This is a genomic window from Pseudarthrobacter sp. WHRI 8279 (assembly GCF_040224115.2).
Classification (GTDB): Bacteria; Actinomycetota; Actinomycetes; order Actinomycetales; family Micrococcaceae; genus Arthrobacter.
In genome coordinates this window covers 3,367,396-3,387,535 of the sequence record NZ_CP168162.1, presented here as the reverse complement: position 1 = coordinate 3,387,535, position 20,140 = coordinate 3,367,396, and the positions used below count along the sequence as shown (strand labels likewise).

Below are 20,140 nucleotides of genomic sequence, written 5' to 3'. Positions count from 1 at the left end.
TCTCCTGTCCCGAAATCGGGCACGGCAGCGACGCCGGTCCCCGTACGGCAAACCTACCCGCCTTCCACCTGCCGAAACAGGACCTGACCGGGAGTTACTGTCCCCCACCGCGGCGGAGCCATTGACCCGCTCCCGGGAACGGGGTGGAATGGAATGACCAGCCCGGGATTCCGCGGCCCGGGCATGCGCTGGAAGTCAGGTGTCCGCCATGGGGGAAGGATTCTTCGAAGGACTGGTCCAGGGAGCCTGGGCCCTGTTGCTCTGCGGCCCGGTGCTGGTTGCCAGCGTTGCGGCCACCATCTTCGTGGTCCGGCGGCGCGCGCTTGCCGGCGGGAGCGGCCCGACCGGGCGTTCAGACCAGCTGTTCTGGGATCTGTTCCTGGGCTCAGCCGTTGCTGTTCCCGCCCTGCTCATTCCCACCTTGATCTCACCGTGGACGGGACTGTTCCTGGGAGCCGCGGGCGTTGCCGCCAGCGTGGCCGCCTACCTCTGGACGCCGAAATATCTCGCGCGGCGTACTGCGCGGCATGACTTCCGGGCGCTGGAGTCCGCCCACCTTGCAGCGCAGGCGCGGCATGACGAACTGATCGCCCGGTGGCGGCGCTATGAGCTGGATCCGGCCTGCTCCATTGACTATCCGGCCCTGACGGACGTCCGGACCCCCGAAACCTCGGCCCTTATCAAGGCCATGAGGCAGGCTGACGAGCTGCGCGGCGCGCCCCACCAGGGATATCCCGACGCCGTCACCAGCCTGGGTGCCACCCTTGCCGCTGCCGAGCGGGCAGCAGGCGTCCCGGCGGAGCAGGCCTAGACGTTACCCGCTGTTTCGCCTGCCATGGAAAAGGGAACCCTGCGGCGATAGCATCCAACGATGGATCCCCAGGAGTTGCCAACCCATGACCAGTTCGGCCGGAGGCTTGAGGACCGCGGCGTCTGGCGGCAGGCCACCACCCTGGCTGCGGCCGGAGAACTGACCGCCCGCTGGCTGGAAGGGGCGAGCCAGTACCAGCCTGGAACCTTCGCCCCCGGCTTTGACAGTGAAACCAGGCCACTCGCGGCCTCCCTAGCGGAGTTGAACCGTCACGGTCTCTTCACCAAGGAGTCCCAGCCCGGCCTCCGCCTGGGCCCGGCGGCACAACGGCAGTACGTGACGGGGTTTTGCTCCGCAGCCGCTGCCTCAGCCCTTATCGGCTTGTCCGCCCGCACGGAACTGGTCACGGTGGTCCACGCCCCCGGCGAGGCCAGCAGCGCCGCAATCCCGGTGACGCTGGCAGGAACCGAAGTCACCACGGTGCTGGGCTCCAGCGAGAATCCGGTTGACGAGGAACAGATCCGGGATTGGGCGGACGAAACCAACGAATCCCTGGCCCTGCTGCTCGCCGACTCCTGGTATGTGGAGGTTTTCGACCCCGTCTGGGGCCGGAACGAGATGCTGCTGCCGGAGGTCCAGGCCGCCCTCTCAGCGGTCGAGCCCGGCTAACGGCACAACGCCAGGGGCGGGGCGGCCCAGCCGCCCCGCCCCTGCAATTCCATCCGGCCGGCAGACCCTACAGGTCCACCGTGCCGCTCTCGCCGACGCTCATCCGGCTGTTGGTGACCTTGGACTTGACCCACTGGAGCACCGTGGCAGCGGTACCGCCGGGGCTGGTCCAGTATTCCGCCGAGTCCGAGTCGATGCGGAGCAGGCACACCTCGGGGGTATCCGGCCCATCCGGGAACCAGGCTTCAACCGCCTGGTTCCACATCTCGCGGATCTTGTCCCGGTCCGTGACAACCTGCGCCGTTCCCGCGACGGAAACCCATTCGGTGTTCTTGCCGAAGGAGACGTTCACGCGGGGGTCCGCCCGGACATGGGCCACCTGTGAGGTGCCAAGGCCCGTGAAGAACCACATGTCGCCGTCGTCCTTTACCTCCTGGACAGCCAGCGGCCGGCTCACGAGGGCGCCTTCTTCGTTGATGGTGGTCAACATTCCGATGCGGGAATCATTGATGATGTCCGTAACCTTGCTGATGCTCTCAGTGTCAGTCATATCTCACCTCGTTGGTCTGCTTGCGGGGAAACTCCCCTCCGGCCAGCCTATTGGTAAGCATGCTTATTTTCCAGCCCGCGACGTCCTGTCCGCCGTGCGCTGAAACCCGCTCAGGCTCCGGCAGGCACAGCAACACGCGCCACTTCCATGATCCGGGCCGCGGTGTGCCGGCCCATCCGGATGGCGCCGTCAACGTGCTGGTAGCCTTCGGCGGCCAGATCCGATGAGGACCAGTAGATGGGGCCCACCGGGGCGTGCTGGTCCTTGCCGTAGCGGTGCAGGCCGCCGAGGTCGTAACTGGAGGCATACGCACCGCGGGTCCATTCCTCCGAACCCCAGTCCGACTCGTAGTAGACCTCAGGCTCCAGTGCCTCGGCACCCAGGAACCCGGCGATGGACCCCAGGATGGCGCGCTTGCGTTCCTCGGCACCCAACTCGAAGACGGCGTCGGCCTTTTCATCCGAGACGAACCCCACCAGGGTGCCCCTGGCGTCCTCGAAGTTGGTGTTGTCGTACACCTCCTGGACCAGGGATCCGGCACCGAAGCAGGTGCCGGACAGTCCGGAGTTCCGCCAGAACGGGCGGCTGTAGACGGCGTGGACCTTAATGACCAGGCCCAGTGACTGGTGCTGGTGCATCTGGTGCTGGCGGCGCGGCAACGGCGGGTTGAAGGAGACGCGTGAGTAGAGGTTGGGAGGCACGGCCATGATCACGTAGCGCGCGTTGACGGTTGCCCCGTCCGAGACCACGGTGACGCGGTGCCCTTCGGCATCCGGCTCCCAGTTGATGGTACGCACCGGGGAATTAAGGACGACGTCGTCGCCCAGCTCCTGCGCGAGCAACAGGGACACCTGCTGCATTCCGCCCACCACGCGCCGGTCCAGGATGAAGTCCTCGTCCGTGAGGTGGGTGAAGGACCCCGCCGAGGCCGCCATCAGCACGGCCTGCAGGGCGGAAAAAGCGTGGGCCGGCTTGGTGAGCATGCCGCCGGCAATGAAGAGGCCGATGTTGTTGCACGCTTCCTCGTTGGACGAGTACTGCCGCAGCCAGTGGTGGAAGGAGATAGTGTCCAGCTCACGCGCCTTCGGGTGCGCCCACGGCTCGGTGGCACCGATTTCTGCTGCCAGCCCGTCCAGCAGTGCGGTCAGCTTATCCATTTCGGCCTGCGTATCAGGGTCCACGGGGAACGAATCTCCGGCGTAGCGCACAGGGACCCCGTCCGCGCCGATGTACATCGACTCACCCTCGCGGTACCTGGGGTACGTCTGGAGGCCCAATTCGTCCAGGAGTTCCAGGAGCACGGTTTGATCCGGCGAGACCCACTGGCCGCCGATCTCCAGCATTGCACCGTCAACCGTGCCGGTCCAGGTGCGGCCGCCCACGCGGTCCCGCGCCTCAAGCACGGCAACGGTGAGGCCGGCCTTCTTCAGTTCACGGGCTGCAGTGAGCCCGGACGGCCCGGCTCCGACGACCACGACGTCGCGGTTCAGGTTCTGCATGATGTCCTCTCTTTGGTCCTGCCAAGTGACGGGACCACTAAATGAACGGCATTCATTTATTAGAACTATAGCCGGTCCTGGCAGGGACGGGAAGGGCCCGGTGGAATAATGCTGGAGACCACCAACGAAAGGGCAGGCATGCCGGCAGTATCAGCCACTCAGGGGCGCCCCTCGGGGAGTGCCGGCACCCAGAGGCGGAGGGCCGGCAGGCCGTCCGCCGCCGTCCTGGACAAGGCCGGCATCACGGCGGCGGCACTGGAGCTGATCAACCGCAAGGGGTATGACGGCCTCACCATGGCCGCGCTGGCCAGGGAACTGGACGTGGCGCCGTCGGCCCTTTACAACCACGTAGCCTCCAAGCAGGATGTGCTGCTCCTGGTGGAGGACCACCTGATGTCCCTGGTTGACGTCTCAGGATTCGGCTCCGGAGCCTGGGAAGCCGGGGTCCGCACGTGGGCCTGGAGCTACCGGGACGTCTTTGCCGCCCACACGCCACTGATTCCAGTCATCGCTGTCCTGCCCGTCACTGATGCGCCCCAGACCCTGGCCATGTACGAGACCGTAAGCAAGGGATTCGCCGACGCCGGGTTCCCCCAGGAGCACATCATTCCCGCCATCGTGGCACTGGAGTCCTTCATCTTTGGCTCCGCTTACGACGTCACGGCGCCGGAGGACATCTTCGAATCCGGATCAATGGCGGAGTCCACCCCCTACTTCACGGCTGCCGTGCGGAGCTCGGCGTCGCGCCGGGACGCGCCGGCCGGGCAGGAACGGGGCCGCCCGGCCGACACCGCGTTCCATCGCGGACTCGAGGCCCTGATCACGGGATTCGGGGCGATCAGGAAGTAGCGTCCGCCCCAGGAATCAGGCGGACTGGTCCACTGCCACAACAATCTTGCCGCGGGTATGCCCCTCCATGTTGAGCCGGAATGCATCCGCCGCCTGGGCCAGGGGGAACACCTTGGCAACCTCCACCCGCATCTTCCTCTCGTCCACCAGGTCGGCAAGCTCCTGCAGCTGGGCGCCGACGGGGCTTACCCACATCCAGGCGCCGCCATGTTCCTCAACGTCACTGTCGGCAATGGAGGCATGCCTGCCGCCTTCTGCAAGGACCGCCAGGGTGGCCTCAAGGTTCCCGCCAACAAAATCGGCAACCACCTCCACCCCGCCCGGGCGGAGCGACCTGACCCGGCCGGCAAGGCCCTCGCCGTAGGCGATGGGATGCGCGCCCAGGGAGCGAAGGAATTCGTGGTTCTTTTCCGACGCGGTCGCAATGACGTCGGCGCCCAGGGCCATGGCAATCTGGATGCCCAGGGATCCCACACCGCCGGCTCCGCCGTGGATCAGCACGGTTTCGCCGGACGCGAGGCCCAGGCGGTTCAGGACCTGGTAGGCGGTCAAACCCGCCAAGGGAAGCCCCGCCGACTCGTGCCATTCAAGGGTTGCCGGCTTTCGCGCCAGGAGCCTCTCCGGAAGGGCAATGTATTCGGCAAAGCTGCCGCCATGGACATAATCTTTGCGTCCGTAGGAGATCACTTCGTCTCCGGGCTTGAACTGCCGGGAATCAATTCCCACGGATTCCACCACGCCGGCCACATCCCACCCCGGGATCGCCGGGAACTGCAGGTCCATTGCCGCATCCAGGTAGCCCGCCATGATTTTCCAGTCGACCGGGTTGACCGACGCCGCCTTCACCTTGACCAGGACCATTCCAGGCCCCACTTTCGGCATGGGTTGCTCGGTAAGCCCAAGAACGTCGGGGCTGCCATATTCGCTGTAGGTGATTGCCTTCATTCCTGCGTCAACAGCGTCCCGGCCCGCCGCTATTCCTGCCGCGTGCCGGGAGTGGCCGATCACACGGAGACAGTATGGCACTTGTAATACAAGTGCCATACTTATATCCTAAGAGGGCGGGCGAAGGAGCCCGGCCCCGCCCGAAGGAGAACCCGTGAGTACCGTCGACCTGATCCGGCACGTCAAGCTGTCCACCGCCCGCCTGCCCCTCCCTGTTCCCATCAGCGACGCGAAAGTCTTCACGGGACGCCAGAGGCCCATGACCGAGGTCATCTTCCTCTTCGCTGAAATCACCACGGAACTTGGGCACACGGGCGTCGGCTTCAGCTACTCCAAGCGCGCCGGCGGTCCGGCGCAGTACGCACACGCCAAGGAAGTCGCCGCGGGCATTATCGGCGAGGATCCCAACGACATCGCGAAGATCTACACCAAACTGCTGTGGGCCGGCGCGTCGGTGGGCCGCTCCGGGGTGGCCACCCAGGCCCTGGCGGCGATCGATATTGCCCTCTATGACCTCAAAGCCAAGCGGGCCGGCCTGCCACTGGCCAAGTTCCTGGGCACGTACCGCGACTCCGTACAGACCTATAACACCTCCGGCGGCTTCCTCAACGCCAGCCTTGAGGAGGTCAAGGCCCGCGCCACGCAGTCAATTGAGGAGGGCATCGGCGGCATTAAGATCAAGGTCGGCCTGCCGGACAGCAAGGAGGACCTCCGCCGTGTCGCCGGGGTTCGCGAGCATATTGGCTGGGACGTTCCGCTGATGGTGGACGCCAACCAGCAATGGGACCGGGCCACCGCCCTTCGGATGGGACGCCAGCTCGAAGAGTTCAACCTGATCTGGATTGAAGAACCCCTCGACGCCTACGACTTCGAGGGCCACGCGCACCTGGCGCAGGTCCTGGACACTCCCATTGCCACCGGCGAAATGCTCGCCTCCGTCGCTGAACACAAGGGCCTGATCAACGCCAACAGCTGCGACATCATCCAGCCGGACGCGCCCCGGGTGGGCGGCATTACCCAGTTCCTCCGCCTCGCCGCCCTGGCGGACGAGCGCGGGCTGGGCCTGGCCCCGCATTTCGCCATGGAGATCCACCTGCACCTGGCCGCTGCCTACCCGCGCGAACCCTGGGTTGAGCACTTCGACTGGCTGGATCCGCTGTTCAACGAACGCCTCGAGACCAAAAACGGCCGGATGATCGTGCCGGACCGCCCCGGCCTCGGCATCACCCTGAGCGACCAGGCGCGTGCGTGGACCACCGAATCAGTGGAGTTCGGCGCGTAACCTAGTTGCCATGAGCCGGAACCTCACCGCGGACCTCGCCGCCGACCTTCGCACGCGCATTGTGGACGGCGTCATCCAGCCGGGCGAGAAGCTTCCCAGTGAAAACACCCTGATCAGCGACTTTGGCGTCAGCCGTACCGTCGTGCGGGCCGCACTGACCCGGCTCCAGGCCGAGGGACTGGTGGAAACCGAACGGGGGCGGGGAAGCTTTGCCCTGACACCGCCGTCGGACGGGCCCTCTCCCGGGCCGGGGGCGCGCCCGGTAGCCACGATGGAGGACCGGCTGCATCTGCTGGAGTTCCGCATGGGCGTGGAGACGGAAGCCGCTGCGCTGGCAGCGCGCAACCACACTGAGCGGCAACTGCGGGCCGTCACCACAGCGCTTGAGGAGTTCACCGCCAGTGCGGGGCACCCGGCGCACGCCATGAAGTCGGACTTTGAGTTCCACCGGGCTGTGGCCGCCGCCTCCGGCAACCCCTATTACTCCGACTGCCTTGCAGCGCTGGGCCAGACGATGATCGCGATGCCGCGCACCCGGCTGATGACCGGCGTCGAACACTACGCCCGGGACCACTTTGACCAGGTGGTGCAGGAGCACCGCTCCATCTCGGAGGCGATCGCGGACGGGGATGAGGCCGCCGCCGCAGCCGCCATGCGCAGCCACCTGGCAAATTCACGACGCCGGTTCAAGGCCTCAGCGCGCCCCTAGCGGGCGGGAATATCGCCACCGCATTGGCACCAACCGGCTCCCGTCGTCGAACCAGGCCTTGAGGCACCCGGGTTTGGACATAACACCCGGAAACCCCAGGGTGAAAAGTCCAAACAGCGGTGCAATCGGCTTTACGTAAACCCAGTGAACGCAGAAGAGCCCCGGTCCTAAGACCGGGGCTCTTCCAATTGCGTGCGCGAGGGGGGATTTGAACCCCCACACCCTTTCGGATACTGGCACCTGAAGCCAGCGCGTCTGCCGTTCCGCCACTCGCGCGCAACTTCTTCCACTCAGCAGGGCCCCGTTTCCAGGATCCGCAACCTTGTAAAAGCAGCGAGATCAAGCATAACGGACACTGCACGGAAATTACCAATTGGGGTCCGCACGCCTGCCCGGGCCCGGCGGAACCAGCACATTCGCGCCTCCGTCCAGGCAGGGAACTGCTGCCGGATCCGGCCTTCCCGCGCCAGGGAAGCGAACTTTTGCAGGCGGCGGGCCGTTGTGGATTAAGGTCATTCACAGGCCTGCCCAGTAGTATCGGATGTAGGAGTGGCTGCCGCACGCGCGCACGCTCCTGAGTTGTGAACTGCACGGCGGGTGAAGTTCCGGAACGGAAGCAGCCCCGCAGCCGGGGGGAAAGGAGAAGGATCATGGGTCTGCTGGACAAGGTTGAACGCGGCATTGAAAAGGCTGTCCGAGGCGTCTTCTCCACCGGCTCGCGGGCCCAGGTTGAACCCGTGGAAATCGCCAGCAGGCTCCGCCGCGAGGTGGACCACAAGGCCCTGACAGTATCGGCCGGCCGCACCCTGGCACCCAATGTTTTCGACGTCCAGCTCAGTGACGACGACTTCAAGAGGGCCCAGGAATGGGGCACCCCGCTGGCGGAAGAATTGTGCGATGTGGTGATCAACCACGTTCGCAGCCAGGGCTATACGCTTCAGGGTTCAGTGCGGATTTCCTTCCGCCGGGACAGCGAATTGCGGGCCGGCGACTTTGAAATCATCTCCTCCACCGAGAAGTCCCAGGGTTCCCCCACCGGCGCCCCAGCGCGGTCCAACGTGCCGGCCGCTCCCAGTCGCCAGCCGGTCCGGCTCCAGCCCGTCCTGGACATCGACGGGCAGCGGTACTCCCTGAACGCGCCCTCGATTGTGCTGGGCAGGTCTTCGGATGCCGACATCCATGTCGAGGACACCGGGGTTTCGCGCCGCCACCTGGAAATCCGCACGGCGAACGGAGTGACCAGCGCCGTGGACATGGGTTCCACCAACGGCAGCTACGTCAACGGGCAGAAGGTGTCAGGGAGCACCGAACTCACTGACGGCTCCACCATCACTATGGGACGGACAAAAATCATCTTCCGCCTTCTGCCTGCCGGCCCTGGCGGCCGCGCATGAGCGACCTGACCATCACGGCCCTGCGCTTTGGCTTCCTCCTGCTCCTTTGGGTGCTGATTTTCAGCATCGTCTCGGCGATGAGACGGGACCTCATGGTGGGACGCAAGGCAGCTTCCGGAGCCCCGACCCAACGCCAGGTCCGCAAGAATCCTGATCTGGCGGAAGCCGCACCTCAGCCGGTGAAGCAGCAGGCCCACCAGCTCGTTGTCATCGAGGGGCCGCTCAAGGGAACCACCCTTCCGCTGGCCGCCAGCCCCATCCTCCTGGGACGGGCCCAGGAGGCCACGCTGGTCCTGGAGGACGACTACGCCTCGGGCCGCCATGCCAGGCTTTTCCCCCAAGGAAGCCGCTGGTTCATCGAGGATCTCGGCTCAACGAACGGAACGTACCTGGCGGACCAGCAACTTACCCGTGCCCTGCCGGTTGAGCCAGGGGTACCCGTGAGAATCGGCAAGACGGTCATCGAATTGAGGCCATAGCCGTGGCCGCAATGCAGTCCCCCGCAAACGGGCACCAGCCCCCGGAGCGGCCCCTCATCATGCGCTTTGCCGCGCGCTCCGACGTCGGCCGCATCCGCTCCAAGAATGACGATTCCGCCTACGCGGGCCGGCACCTAGCCGTTGTCGCGGACGGTATGGGCGGCCATGCCGGCGGCGATGTCGCCTCCGCCGCCACCGTCCTGGACATGATCCACCTGGACCGCGGCGGCTACCACGGTGACGCAGGCACTGTCCTTGCCGACGAAATCCAGACTGCCAACTCGCTGCTGTCCGAACTGGTGCACCAGAACCCCAAGCTGGCGGGAATGGGCACCACGGTCACGGCACTCCTGCTGGCGGAGGGAAAGCTCCACTTCGCACACATCGGTGATTCCCGTGCCTACCGCCTGCGCAAGGGCGAATTCAAGCAGGTGAGCGTGGACCACACGTTCGTCCAGCGGCTCATTGACGAAGGCAGGCTCCGCCCGGAAGAGGCCGAAAGCCACCCGCACAAGAATGTCCTGATGCGGGTCCTGGGAGACGTCGACGCCAGTCCCGAACTTGATCTCGACACCCTGGACGTACTGCCGGGAGACCGCTGGCTGCTTTGCTCCGACGGGCTGAACTACGTTGCCGGCCACGCCGTGGAACGGACAGTGCGGGAAACCAAGGACCTCCGCGAATGCGTGGAAACCCTGGTGGACCTGACCCTGGAAGCCGGTTCCCCGGACAACGTCACGGTGATCATGGTGGAAATTGTCGAAGAAACGCCCGACGACGTCAGTACAGCCGCCGTCGAAGTCATTCCTTCCACAGGTGCAGCCTTGGCCGCTGCCGCGGCAGCGCGGAAAAGCACCCCACCGGAGGGCAGCACCACCCCCGCCGGGAACAACGGGGACCCTGACTCCGAGGAAGCGAAAGACGCGGCGGGCGGCAAGGACACCAGCGCTGCGCCGTCCGTGCAGGAGGGCTCCACCGATCCGCACCTGGGCGAGCACCTTTCAGCAGAAGTACTCAGGGAGGAACTTGCCTCCCGGCCTCACGAACTTGTGGGTGCTGCAGCTGCGGCGGCGGAGTCCGGCTCCATCCCAACTATTGCCGGACGTACTGTGGCGCGCCGGGCAGCAACCCTCCTCACCCACAGGGCCGAACAGCCGGGCAACGACCCGGAGGACAACCTGGTCCCGCTCAAGCCGCGCCGGTGGGTTACGTGGGCGGTTTCCGCCGTAGTGCTGGTTGCCCTGACCGCAGGGCTGTGGCTGGGTTACGCCTGGACGCAGACCCGGTATTACGTAGGCGAGCATGATTCCCGGGTTGCGATCTTCAACGGGGTTTCGCAGCGCCTTGGACCCATCGGACTGTCCAGCCTGGAGACCGTTACCGAGATCCGGATGGATTCGCTGCCGCCCTTTTCACAGCAGCGCGTCCGCCAGACCGTGCCCGCCAATGACCTCTACGACGCGCAGCGGATCGTAAAGAACCTTGAGCTCACCGGGACAACGTCTCCTGAGCAGGACTGCGTACCGCCCTCACCTTCGCCGGCTGCGACCAGCCCGTCCCCGGCTCCCACGGAGTCTCCAACTCCAGCCCCGGAGGCAGCTCCCGCGCCAGCCGGCCCATCGCCGTCACCCAGCCCCTCCGTCACCTGTGAGGCGGTCCAATGAGCCAGCCCAGCACCATGCCCAAACCACGCCGCAACGTCGAACTGGTGCTGCTCCTGCTCGCCCTCGCCGTGGGCATCGGTGCCAGCATGCTGGTGGGGATCGACCGGGAAAACGCCTTCGATTCCGACTTCTGGTTCCAGTCCGGGCTCCTGGCCGTCGCTGCCCTGGTGTTCCACGGGGTCCTGCGCTTCCGCGCAAAGTATGCTGACCCAGTAATACTTCCTCTCGTGGTGGCACTGAACGGGCTCGGGCTCGCCATGATCCACCGGCTGGACGCACCCGGTGACGACACCGGAAACAACCAGCTGCGCTGGACCCTGATCGCCATGGCTGTTGCCATTGCGGTCATCTGGTTCCTCAAGGACCACCGGGTCCTTCGCCGTTTCACCTTCATCTCCCTTGCTGCCAGCGCGCTGCTCCTCATCCTGCCCCTGGTTCCGGGCATCACGGCCGGCGAGATCCTTGGTGCGAGGGTCTGGATCCGCCTTGGCCCCATGACCTTCCAGCCTGGTGAGGTCGCCAAGATCACCCTGGCCATATTCTTCGCTGGTTATCTTTCCTCCAACCGCGACCTGATCCTGCTGGCGGGCCGGAAGGTGGGGCCGCTGCAGTTCCCGCGGTTCAAGGACATGGGCCCGATGATCACCGCCTGGCTGGTCAGCATCGGCGTCCTGATCTTCCAGCGGGACCTTGGATCCTCGATCCTGTTCTTCGGCCTGTTCATTGTGATGATCTACGTGGCCACCAGCCGGATCAGCTGGGTAGTCATAGGCCTGGCGCTCATCGCCGGCGGCGGATTCCTGGCCGCCCAGGTGTTCTCCCACGTGCAGCTCCGCATCGACGGCTGGCTCAATGCCTTCACACCCGAGGTCTACGACCGGTTTCCTGGTGGAAGCCGGCAAATCATCCAGGGGCTCTTCGGCATGGCCAATGGCGGCCTGGTGGGCACCGGACTGGGCCAGGGGCGCCCCGACCTGGTTCCCTTCGCCAACAGCGACATGATCATCGCTTCCCTGGGCGAGGAGTTGGGGCTCATTGGCCTGTTCGCCATCGTCCTTATGTACCTGCTGCTGTTCACCCGTGGCTTCCGCGCCGCCCTGGGCACACGCGACGCTTTCGGAAAGCTGCTTGCCTGCGGTTTGTCCTTCGCCGTGGCACTGCAGTGCTTTGTGGTGATCGGCGGCGTGACCCGCCTGATCCCGCTGACGGGCCTGACCACGCCTTTCCTGGCGGCCGGCGGCTCGTCCCTGCTGGCCAACTGGATCATTGTTGGCCTGCTCCTGATGATCTCGCATACGGCACGCGGCCCCGTAGACACCACTCCCCTGCCGCCGGGCAAAGGCTCGGAAGCACCCGGCATTGATACTCCTACCGAGGCGGTGAAGCACCTGTGAACCAGGCAATACGGCATTCATGGGTGGCGGCCATCGCCATGTTCGCTCTGATCTTCGGTGCCATCAGCTACGTCCAGGTGATCGGGGCGGACGAACTCAAGGCCAACCCCTGGAACCAGCGCGCTGTCCTGCAAAGCTTCTGCAACGATCGTGGCGCCATCATCGTGGACGGAACACCCGTGGCGGAGTCCGTGGAGACCGGTTCGGAGACCTGTGCCTTCCAGCGCACGTACCCGCAGCCGGAACTCTATGCAGGAATTACCGGCTACTTCTCACAGAACTTTGGCGCCACCGCCCTGGAGCAGTCCATGGGAGCCGAGCTGGCCGGCAACTCGGACCAGCTGTTCCTGGACCGGGTGGGCCAGCTGTTCCTCGGCAACCAGCCCAAGGGTGCGTCCGTGGAACTCACCATCGATCCTGAAATCCAGCAGCTTGCCTACAGCCTGATCCCAGACGGCCAGCGTGGCTCCATTGTGGTTACCAACCCCAAGACGGGAGCCATCCTGGCCATGGTCTCCAAACCCTCCTATGACCCGAACCTGGTAGCTACCCAGGACCTCGCCGCGGCAGATGCCAGCATGAACGAGCTGGTCAAGGTGCCCGGGATCAACCTGAACCCCAACGTGAGCGGACCCACCGGGGAGCTCCTGGCCCCTGGCTCCGTGTTCAAGCTGGTGGATACCGCAGCGGCTCTGGCATCCGGGAAGTACAACAAGGACAGTGAACTCCCCAACCCCGCGGAGCTGCCGTTCGAGGGCATCCAGTACCGCCTGCCCAACTACGCGGGCGGCAACTGCTACACGCGGGACACAGCCAGCTTCGCCTTCGCGCTCCAGCAGTCCTGCAACACCCCCTTCGCCAGCATCGCCCTTGACCTTGGCCGCGACGCCATTGCCGAACAGGCCAATAAGTTTGGTTTCGGCCAGGACATGGGCGACCAGCTCAAGCTTGACTACGCCAGCGGAAACACCTTCCCTGACGACCTCGACGGCCCCGGCCTGGCGCAGTCCGTCATCGGGCAGAAGGACGTCAGGGCCACGCCCTTGCAGGTGGCGCTGATGACCGCCGCAATCGCGAATGACGGCGTCCAGATGCAGCCCACGCTCATCAAAACCCTGCGCTCCCCAGACCTCAGGGTGATTGATGAACCGCAGCCAAAGCCGCTGCGGACCTCCACCACCCCGGAGATCGCCAACCAGATTACGGAGTGGATGGTGAGTGCGGTCAGCGAGGGCATCGCCAATCGGGCGGCGGTTCCCGGCGTCCAGGTGGCAGGAAAAACAGGAACGGCCGAGCTCGGCAACGGAGCCAACAACTCGTGGTTCACCGGTTTTGCCCCCGCAAACAACCCGCAGGTTGGTGTCACGATCGTCATGGAAGGCGTGGACATCACCACCGGAGCACAGCTGACCAGTCCGAACGCGAAGAGAATTTTTGAGGCGGTGTTGAATAAGTGAGGCCTACAACCGGAATCACCCTCGGCGGGCGGTTCCAGCTGACCACGCGGATCGCGATTGGTGGCATGGGCGAGGTGTGGAAGGCCAAAGACCTCGTCCTGGGCCGCATCGTCGCGATTAAGGTGCTGAAAGAGGAGTACACGGGCGATCCCGGATTCCTCCAGCGTTTCCGCGCTGAGGCCCGCCACACCGCGCTCCTGAACCACGTGGGCATCGCCAACGTCTTCGACTACGGCGAGGAGGAAGGTTCCGCCTACCTGGTCATGGAACTGGTCCCAGGCCAGCCGCTGAGCAGCATCATCGAACACGAGCAGGTCCTCTCGCCGGACCGTACGCTGTCCATCATCGCCCAGACCGCCCGTGCCCTCTCCGTTGCCCACACCCAGGGCCTGGTGCACCGCGACGTGAAACCGGGCAACCTCCTGATCACCCCTGACGGACGGGTCAAAGTCACGGACTTCGGCATTGCCCGCCTCGCCAACCAGGTGCCGCTCACCCAGACCGGCCAGGTGATGGGCACCGCGCAATACCTGGCACCCGAGCAGGCCACGGGCCAGACGGCCACCGGGTCGTCGGACATCTACGCTCTCGGCGTCATCGGCTATGAGTGCCTGACCGGCCACCGCCCCTTCTCCGGCGAATCCCAGATCGCGATTGCCCTCGCCCAGGTCAATGATGCTCCGCCGCCCCTTCCGGAATCACTGCCCACCCCGGTACGCGCCCTCCTGATGTCCATGCTGGCCAAGGACCCCAAGGACCGGCCGGAGAACGCCATCAAGCTGGCCGAGGCAGCCGAAGCCATCCGCAACGGTGACATCAGCGCCGCCCGCGCAGCCGTCCCTGGGATGCTCCTCTTTGACGCTGACACCGGTCCCATCACGGCTCCGGTGGACACCGCCACGGCGCCCACCGGGGTCATCGGCGCGCAGCGGGATGATTCCCCAAGCCGGACGTCCGCATTGCCGGTGCTCGGCGCGGGTGCTGCGGGTGCAGCCGCGGGAGCGGCCGCCGGCGCCGCCGGTGCAGCCGCCGATGCCGACGCCCCCCAGGGGACGCTGGCCCGGGCCAACGCCCTCGCCGCGGAGCGCAAGTGGATTCCGGAAGAGACAACGTACGACGACGAGCCCGCCGATGAGCCCCAGCGCAAGGGCCGCAGCCCCTGGACCTGGCCGCTGATCGCACTGATCCTGCTGCTTTTGTTTGCCCTTGTTGGGTTCTTCCTCAGCCAGCGGGGAATCCTCTTCCCCTCCGAGGACCCCACGTCCGCGGTGACCACAAGCAGCGCGGCGCCGAGCAGCGCCAGCCCCACCCGGACAAGCCAGTCCGCCACCCCCACGCAGACCCGCTCGACGCCCACGGCGACTCAAGAACCCACGCCGGAACTGGTCAACGTGATACCGGCCGCTTATCTTGGCAAGGACTACCGGCAGGTGCAGGCGGATCTTGCTGCCTTGGGCCTCGCAGTAACCGTTGTGCCGCAGGAAAGCACCGACGACGCCCCGGGGAGGGTCATCGAACTGAACCCGACGGGAGCAGTGCCGGAGGGCACCGCAATCACCGTCGTCTACGCCGTGGCACCCGAGCCGGAACCCACAACATCCGCCCCAGCTCCAGCTCCACCTTCGGCTCCTACGGCGGCACCCACCACCTCGGCGGTGGCGGCGCCCACCGTCGAGTCAGCACTGCCCGACTGCACGGACGGCCAGCAGCCGGGCACGCCCCCAACCTGCAACCCGTAGCCGCCAGGACATCCCATGAATGAGTCACCGCGCACCCCGTTGCACCGTGAGGACAGCCTCCCGGTGGATAACCGCCGTGTCCTTAGCGGCCGCTACGAGCTGGGCGGCCTGATCGGGCGCGGCGGCATGGCGGACGTGTACCGCGGTGTGGATACCCGCCTGGGGCGGACGGTGGCCATCAAGCTGCTGCGGCCGGACCTGGCCCGTGATCCGCAGTTCCAGGCCAGGTTCAAGCGCGAGGCACAGGCGGTGGCGGCGCTCAACCACTCCTCCATCGTCGCCATATACGACACCGGGGAGCACCTCGTCCACGATGGCTCCGAGGACGTCCGGGTGCCCTACATCGTGATGGAGTTCGTGGAAGGAAAGACCCTCCGCGAACTGATCCGCGGCCACGACGTCACCATCGGCCAGGCCATCGACTACTGCATGGGCGTCCTGGGCGCGCTCGAATACAGCCATAAGGCCGGGATCGTCCACCGGGACATCAAACCGGCCAACGTGATGTACTGCGAAAGCACCAACTCGGTCAAGGTGATGGACTTCGGGATAGCCCGCGCCATCGCGGATTCTTCGGCCACCATGACCCAGACACAAGCCGTGGTGGGCACTGCCCAGTACCTGTCTCCCGAGCAGGCCCGCGGCGAAGCCGTTGACGCGCGCAGCGACCTCTACTCCGCTGCCTGCCTGCTGTACGAAATGCTCACGTCACGTCCGCCGTTCGTCGGTGACAGCCCCGTTTCGGTGGCCTACCAGCATGTCCGCGAAATACCGGAGCCGGCCAGTACCCTCAATCCGGACGTCACTCCGGCCCTGGACAGTGTGCTGTCCAAGGCCCTGCAAAAGAACCGCGACGACAGGTTCCAGGACGCCGCAGCCTTCCGCCGTGCCCTCCGCGCCGCCCGGTCGGGGGTGCCGGTACCGGCGCTGCCGGCCTCCGAAGCGCCGACGGATCCAAATGACCACGTCCCCGTTCCGTCTGCTCCGGCCACCGAAGCTTTCGGTGTCACAGGCGCCGGGTTCCTGGACGATGCTCCCACCGGCAGGCTGGCCGCAACGCACGCCTCTTCCGGTGAAAAAGGCGCCAACATGCCCCTCGCAGCCGTTGCGGATGACCATAACGAGGCCGGGGTGCTGCCGCTTGGCCTCCCGCCTGAACGTGAGCCGAGCCCCCGGCAGAAGTCCCGCCGTCGTGCGTGGATCGCGACCCTTGTGGTCTTCACGTTGCTGGTCCTCGCCGGCGGGGCGCTGTGGCTGTACACCACCGTCAACCGGCCTGCCCCGGAAGTGCCCAAAGTCCAGATTCCGGTGGTGGCTGCCATGACCGAGTCAGCGGCGCTGCAGGAACTGTACAACGCGGACCTCAAGCCCAGGATTGTCCGCTCGCAGCACGATTCCGTTCCCAAGGGCACGGCGATCGGCACCGAGCCGGAGTCCGGCGCATCCATGGATCCGGGCGCGGAGGTAGTCCTGAACATCTCCGAGGGCCCCAGCGCCGTCATGATTCCTGAAAGCCTGCCAGGGAAGACAGAAGCAGCGGCCAGGGATATCCTGCGTCAAAGCGGCCTGGCTGGAGCCCCCTCAACCACCACGGCCAACAGCGCCACGGTTCCTGCCGGAATCGTGATCACCACCAGCCCCGCGCCCGGCCAGATGGTGGGCGTGGGAACCAGCGTGGAGCTGATTGTGTCCACCGGCAAGGTGGCGCTTCCGGAACTGCGGGGACGTACCCGCGAAGAGGCTGAGGCTGCGCTGAAGGAGCTGAGCCTGGTTCCTGCGGTGATCGAGGTGGAGAATGCCCAGGTGGAGGCTGGCAGGGTGACGGATCAGAGCGATCCGGTCAACGCGACGGTGGAACAGGGCAAGACCGTCACGATCGTGGTGGCCAAGGCCCCGCCGCCGCCCCCGCCAAGCCCCGAGCCCACGCCAACTCCCACTCCCAAGCCGACCTCCACCAAGGATGACGACTGACCGGGGCAGCAGGCAGGTCAGTGCTGGATCAGCGGGCTTAGTTTGGCTGCCCGGGCGGCCGCGCCCTTCATTCCCAGCGACTCCAGCCAGTTGCCCAGCATCTGGTAGCCGCCCTCGGTGAGCACCGATTCCGGGTGGAACTGCACGCCGCACAGCGGCGCAGTGCGGTGCTGGAGCCCCATCACCACGCCTGAGGCGGTCTCTGCGGTGACTTCCAGGACGTCGGGGATTGATTCGCGGACGGCTGCCAGCGAGTGGTAGCGCGTGGCGGTGACGGGGGAGGGCAGTCCGGAAAAGACGCTGGTGCCAATGTGCTGGACCAGGGACGTCTTGCCGTGCATCAACTCCGGGGCGTGGGTGACCTTCCCCCCGAAGGCCTCGGCGAGGGCCTGGTGCCCCAGGCATACGCCGAACATGGGCACACTGTTCTCGCCGCACCACTTGATCAGTTCAATGCATACCCCGGCTTCAGCGGGGTTGCCGGGGCCGGGTGAAATGAGCACACCGTCCCGGGTGCTGGCCAGTTCAATGGCCTCTGCCAGGGTTACATCGTCATTGCGGACAACCGTGGTCTCGGCGCCGAGTTCCTGGAGGTAGCCCACCAGGGTGTAGACGAAGCTGTCGTAGTTATCCACCACGAGGATTTTGGTTGTGGTCACTGGCTTGCTGAACCAATCGTTGAGTCGGTGAATTGGGTGTATTCGGACATCCAGGGGAAAAGGAACTGAACCATCAATACCAGTGCCGCCGCAATGAGCACCAATGAGGTGAAGATCCGCAGCCAGAGGGGTCCGGGAAGATGCCGGAAGATCCAGCCGTACATAGTCAGCCCTTTCCGATCGCTGCAGCCACCTGGTCCGCGATTTCAGCGGGAGGCCCTGCCGAGGCGGGGCGCCAACTGTCCAGGAGCGAGTAGGCAATGATGCGCTCTTCCGCCCCAAAGCGGGGGTTGCAGCTTGTCATGGTCAGGTATCTTTCGGTGGGGACAGTTCCCGGGAGGGTGGGCACCGGTTCCAGGACGTCGGTGCGCGATGGCATGACGATCTGGTTGTTGCGGAAGACATAGACGTAATAACCGTCCTTGGTCTGGACATAGATCTTGTCCCCGGGTACCAGGGTGTGGATGTTGTCCAGGACGGCGCCGTGGGTCTGGCGGTGCCCGGCAACGGCGAAATTTCCCACCGCTCCGGGCATGGCAGTGGTTCCGTAGTGCCCCAGCCCCAGGGTGTCCAGCACATCGCTGGTGGTGCCCTCCACGATGGGCCGGGTGTAGTTCGCTCCGAACCGCGGGATATACATAATGCCGATAGTGCCGGCGTGGCCGGGAGCGGCGGACACCACCGGCTCACCGAAGTCTTCCCCGGCGGCAGGTGCAGAAGCATCCGGGGCTGCCGGCGCGGCCGGGGCAGCGCCGCCAAGATCCTGCGCGAATTCCTTGATCACTTCGCTTTGCCTGGCGTCCGATTCGACGTTGGTCCACCACAGCTGCCAGGCAACGAACAACAGGAGGACGATGCCGGCGGTGATGAGCAGCTCGCCAACCACCTGGACTGCTCCACGCAGAATTACGACGCCGGCAGGCGCCGCAGCGGCTCGGCCCGCCTTTTCCTGCAACACCACGCGTTCTCCTTGGGGCGGTCCGTCGGGCACCGGCGGCCCATGAACTACGGCTAGAATTGGCTGCTAGTAAGAATCCAGATTTGACCAAGATCGCGCAGACCGCTGGCAATTTCCTTCTTGCAGGATATCAAGCCCGGAACGCCGAGCTTGCCTCAGCCCGCCAAGGAGAGCCAGTGCCCGAGTCAAAGCCGCGCAAGAAAACTGCCAGCAGCGCCCCACAGGCTTCGTCCCAGACGTACAAGCCGAACCCGGTGTGGTTCAAGCCCGTGATGTTCGGCCTCATGATCATCGGCCTGTTCTGGATCATCACGTTCTACATCAGCGAAGGACGCTTTCCCGTCCAGGCATGGGAGTCGTGGAACATCGTGGCTGGCTTCGGGATCGCCATCGTCGGATTCCTGATGACCACCCGCTGGCGCTCATAGGTTTTTGGACGGCTGTGAGGCCGGAACTTACCCCGGGGAAACGCATGCCTCCTGACGATCACGCCGTCCTGCTGGGCAGCGATGGCTTGGCCCGGCCTGCATGGGCGTCCTCGGACCCGCTGTTGCGGGAGTACTACGACCATGAATGGGGCATGCCCGTCAGGGATGAGCAGGGCCTTTACGAGCGCATATGCCTGGAGGGGTTCCAGGCCGGGCTCTCCTGGGCCACCATCCTCCGCAAGCGCCCAGCGTTCCGGGCTGCTTTTGCCGGCTTCAACCCCGACGCCGTCGCACAGTTTACGGAGGCCGACGTCGAGCGGCTGCTGCAGGACGCGGGGATCGTCCGGAACCGGCTGAAGATACGTGCAGCTGTCACCAATGCCCACGCGACCCTGTTGTTGCGGCAGGACGGCGGCCTGGCGGATTTTGTGTGGCAGTTCCAGCCCGGGTCAACCCCCCGCCCCCGGACCCATGCGGACATCCCCACCCAGTCCGCGGAATCCGTCGCCCTTTCCAAGGCCCTCCGCAAAAGGGGCTTCGCCTTCGTAGGTCCCACCACCATGTTCGCCCTCATGGAAGCCATCGGAATGGTGGACACCCATTTGCTGGGAAGCCACCGTCGGGGATCCTCGGGAATCTGGCTGGACGCAAGGTAGGACGGAGACGCCGGGGGCCGGGCAGAC

Annotated in this window: 20 protein-coding genes and 1 tRNA gene; 14 read left to right on the top strand and 7 right to left on the bottom strand. The window is 65.6% G+C overall.

The features are described 5' to 3' along the window. Positions 1–208 precede the first annotated feature (208 nt). Positions 209–811, top strand: a complete 603-nt coding sequence (locus ABRP28_RS15590; protein WP_350004162.1) for a hypothetical protein — start codon at positions 209–211, stop codon at positions 809–811. 60 nt (positions 812–871) lie between these two features. After that, entirely contained in the window at positions 872–1,480 is a 609-nt protein-coding gene (locus ABRP28_RS15585; protein WP_350004161.1) for a hypothetical protein, read from the top strand. Positions 1,481–1,547: 67 nt separating this feature from the next. On the opposite strand, the gene ABRP28_RS15580 is transcribed toward ABRP28_RS15585, so the two are convergent. Further along, complete coding sequence (locus tag ABRP28_RS15580) at positions 1,548–2,030, bottom strand: pyridoxamine 5'-phosphate oxidase family protein (protein WP_350004160.1); 483 nt, start codon at positions 2,028–2,030, stop codon at positions 1,548–1,550. Between the two features lie 110 nt (positions 2,031–2,140). Beyond that, a complete protein-coding gene (locus ABRP28_RS15575) occupies positions 2,141–3,529 on the bottom strand; it encodes an NAD(P)/FAD-dependent oxidoreductase (protein WP_350004159.1) in 1,389 nt (462 codons plus the stop codon). A gap of 138 nt (positions 3,530–3,667) precedes the next feature. On the opposite strand from ABRP28_RS15575, the gene ABRP28_RS15570 reads away from it, so the two are divergent. After that, complete coding sequence (locus tag ABRP28_RS15570) at positions 3,668–4,378, top strand: TetR/AcrR family transcriptional regulator (RefSeq protein WP_350004158.1); 711 nt, start codon at positions 3,668–3,670, stop codon at positions 4,376–4,378. Between the two features lie 15 nt (positions 4,379–4,393). Here ABRP28_RS15570 and ABRP28_RS15565 read toward each other — a convergent pair whose 3' ends face one another. After that, positions 4,394–5,323 carry an NADP-dependent oxidoreductase gene (locus ABRP28_RS15565; RefSeq protein ID WP_350004246.1) on the bottom strand — a complete coding sequence of 310 codons (930 nt, stop codon included), beginning with the start codon at positions 5,321–5,323 and terminating at the stop codon, positions 4,394–4,396. A gap of 154 nt (positions 5,324–5,477) precedes the next feature. On the opposite strand from ABRP28_RS15565, the gene ABRP28_RS15560 reads away from it, so the two are divergent. Both ABRP28_RS15560 and ABRP28_RS15555 read left to right on the top strand, forming a co-directional pair. Continuing rightward, a complete protein-coding gene (locus ABRP28_RS15560; protein WP_350004157.1) occupies positions 5,478–6,605 on the top strand; it encodes a mandelate racemase/muconate lactonizing enzyme family protein in 1,128 nt (375 codons plus the stop codon). A 10-nt stretch (positions 6,606–6,615) separates the two neighbouring features. Next, entirely contained in the window at positions 6,616–7,314 is a 699-nt protein-coding gene (locus ABRP28_RS15555) for a FadR/GntR family transcriptional regulator (protein ID WP_231457646.1), read from the top strand. Positions 7,315–7,507: 193 nt separating this feature from the next. On the opposite strand, the gene ABRP28_RS15550 is transcribed toward ABRP28_RS15555, so the two are convergent. Then, positions 7,508–7,590: transfer RNA gene (locus ABRP28_RS15550), tRNA-Leu, on the bottom strand. 374 nt (positions 7,591–7,964) lie between these two features. Between ABRP28_RS15550 and ABRP28_RS15545 the strand changes: the two genes are divergently transcribed. The 7 genes from ABRP28_RS15545 to pknB are packed head-to-tail and all read left to right on the top strand — an operon-like array spanning position 7,965 to position 17,412. Beyond that, the gene (locus tag ABRP28_RS15545; RefSeq protein ID WP_350004156.1) at positions 7,965–8,708 is read left to right on the top strand and encodes a DUF3662 and FHA domain-containing protein; all 744 of its coding nucleotides are present in this window, start codon (positions 7,965–7,967) and stop codon (positions 8,706–8,708) included. After that, entirely contained in the window at positions 8,705–9,187 is a 483-nt protein-coding gene (locus ABRP28_RS15540; RefSeq protein WP_350004155.1) for an FHA domain-containing protein, read from the top strand. Before ABRP28_RS15545 ends, ABRP28_RS15540 begins: the two co-directional genes overlap by 4 nt. Positions 9,188–9,198: 11 nt before the next feature. Beyond that, the gene (locus tag ABRP28_RS15535; RefSeq protein WP_350004245.1) at positions 9,199–10,851 is read left to right on the top strand and encodes a PP2C family serine/threonine-protein phosphatase; all 1,653 of its coding nucleotides are present in this window, start codon (positions 9,199–9,201) and stop codon (positions 10,849–10,851) included. Then, complete coding sequence (locus ABRP28_RS15530; protein ID WP_350004154.1) at positions 10,848–12,245, top strand: FtsW/RodA/SpoVE family cell cycle protein; 1,398 nt, start codon at positions 10,848–10,850, stop codon at positions 12,243–12,245. The genes ABRP28_RS15535 and ABRP28_RS15530 overlap by 4 nt, the downstream gene beginning before the upstream one ends. Then, on the top strand, positions 12,242–13,702 hold the full coding sequence (locus tag ABRP28_RS15525; protein WP_350004153.1) for a penicillin-binding protein 2: 1,461 nt from the start codon (positions 12,242–12,244) through the stop codon (positions 13,700–13,702). Before ABRP28_RS15530 ends, ABRP28_RS15525 begins: the two co-directional genes overlap by 4 nt. Beyond that, a complete protein-coding gene (locus ABRP28_RS15520) occupies positions 13,699–15,441 on the top strand; it encodes a protein kinase (protein WP_350004152.1) in 1,743 nt (580 codons plus the stop codon). The genes ABRP28_RS15525 and ABRP28_RS15520 overlap by 4 nt, the downstream gene beginning before the upstream one ends. Before the next feature lie 15 nt (positions 15,442–15,456). Next, on the top strand, positions 15,457–17,412 hold the full coding sequence (gene pknB, locus ABRP28_RS15515; RefSeq protein ID WP_350004151.1) for a Stk1 family PASTA domain-containing Ser/Thr kinase: 1,956 nt from the start codon (positions 15,457–15,459) through the stop codon (positions 17,410–17,412). Positions 17,413–17,429: 17 nt separating this feature from the next. Here pknB and ABRP28_RS15510 read toward each other — a convergent pair whose 3' ends face one another. From ABRP28_RS15510 to ABRP28_RS15500, 3 genes are read right to left on the bottom strand one after another with little or no spacing between them, the layout of a single operon-like run. Beyond that, on the bottom strand, positions 17,430–18,071 hold the full coding sequence (locus ABRP28_RS15510) for a gamma-glutamyl-gamma-aminobutyrate hydrolase family protein (RefSeq protein WP_350004150.1): 642 nt from the start codon (positions 18,069–18,071) through the stop codon (positions 17,430–17,432). Continuing rightward, positions 18,068–18,235: a hypothetical protein gene (locus ABRP28_RS15505; protein ID WP_231454144.1), complete on the bottom strand. Its 168-nt coding sequence runs from the start codon at positions 18,233–18,235 to the stop codon at positions 18,068–18,070. Before ABRP28_RS15505 ends, ABRP28_RS15510 begins: the two co-directional genes overlap by 4 nt. 2 nt (positions 18,236–18,237) lie before the next feature. After that, positions 18,238–19,032, bottom strand: coding sequence for a class E sortase (locus ABRP28_RS15500; RefSeq protein WP_350004149.1), 795 nt, complete (start codon positions 19,030–19,032; stop codon positions 18,238–18,240). A gap of 173 nt (positions 19,033–19,205) precedes the next feature. On the opposite strand from ABRP28_RS15500, the gene ABRP28_RS15495 reads away from it, so the two are divergent. Together ABRP28_RS15495 and ABRP28_RS15490 are read left to right on the top strand one after the other, a co-directional pair. Continuing rightward, the gene (locus tag ABRP28_RS15495; RefSeq protein ID WP_350004148.1) at positions 19,206–19,457 is read left to right on the top strand and encodes a cell division protein CrgA; all 252 of its coding nucleotides are present in this window, start codon (positions 19,206–19,208) and stop codon (positions 19,455–19,457) included. 44 nt (positions 19,458–19,501) lie between these two features. Further along, complete coding sequence (locus ABRP28_RS15490; RefSeq protein ID WP_350004147.1) at positions 19,502–20,113, top strand: DNA-3-methyladenine glycosylase I; 612 nt, start codon at positions 19,502–19,504, stop codon at positions 20,111–20,113. The last annotated feature ends 27 nt before the right edge of the window (positions 20,114–20,140 follow it).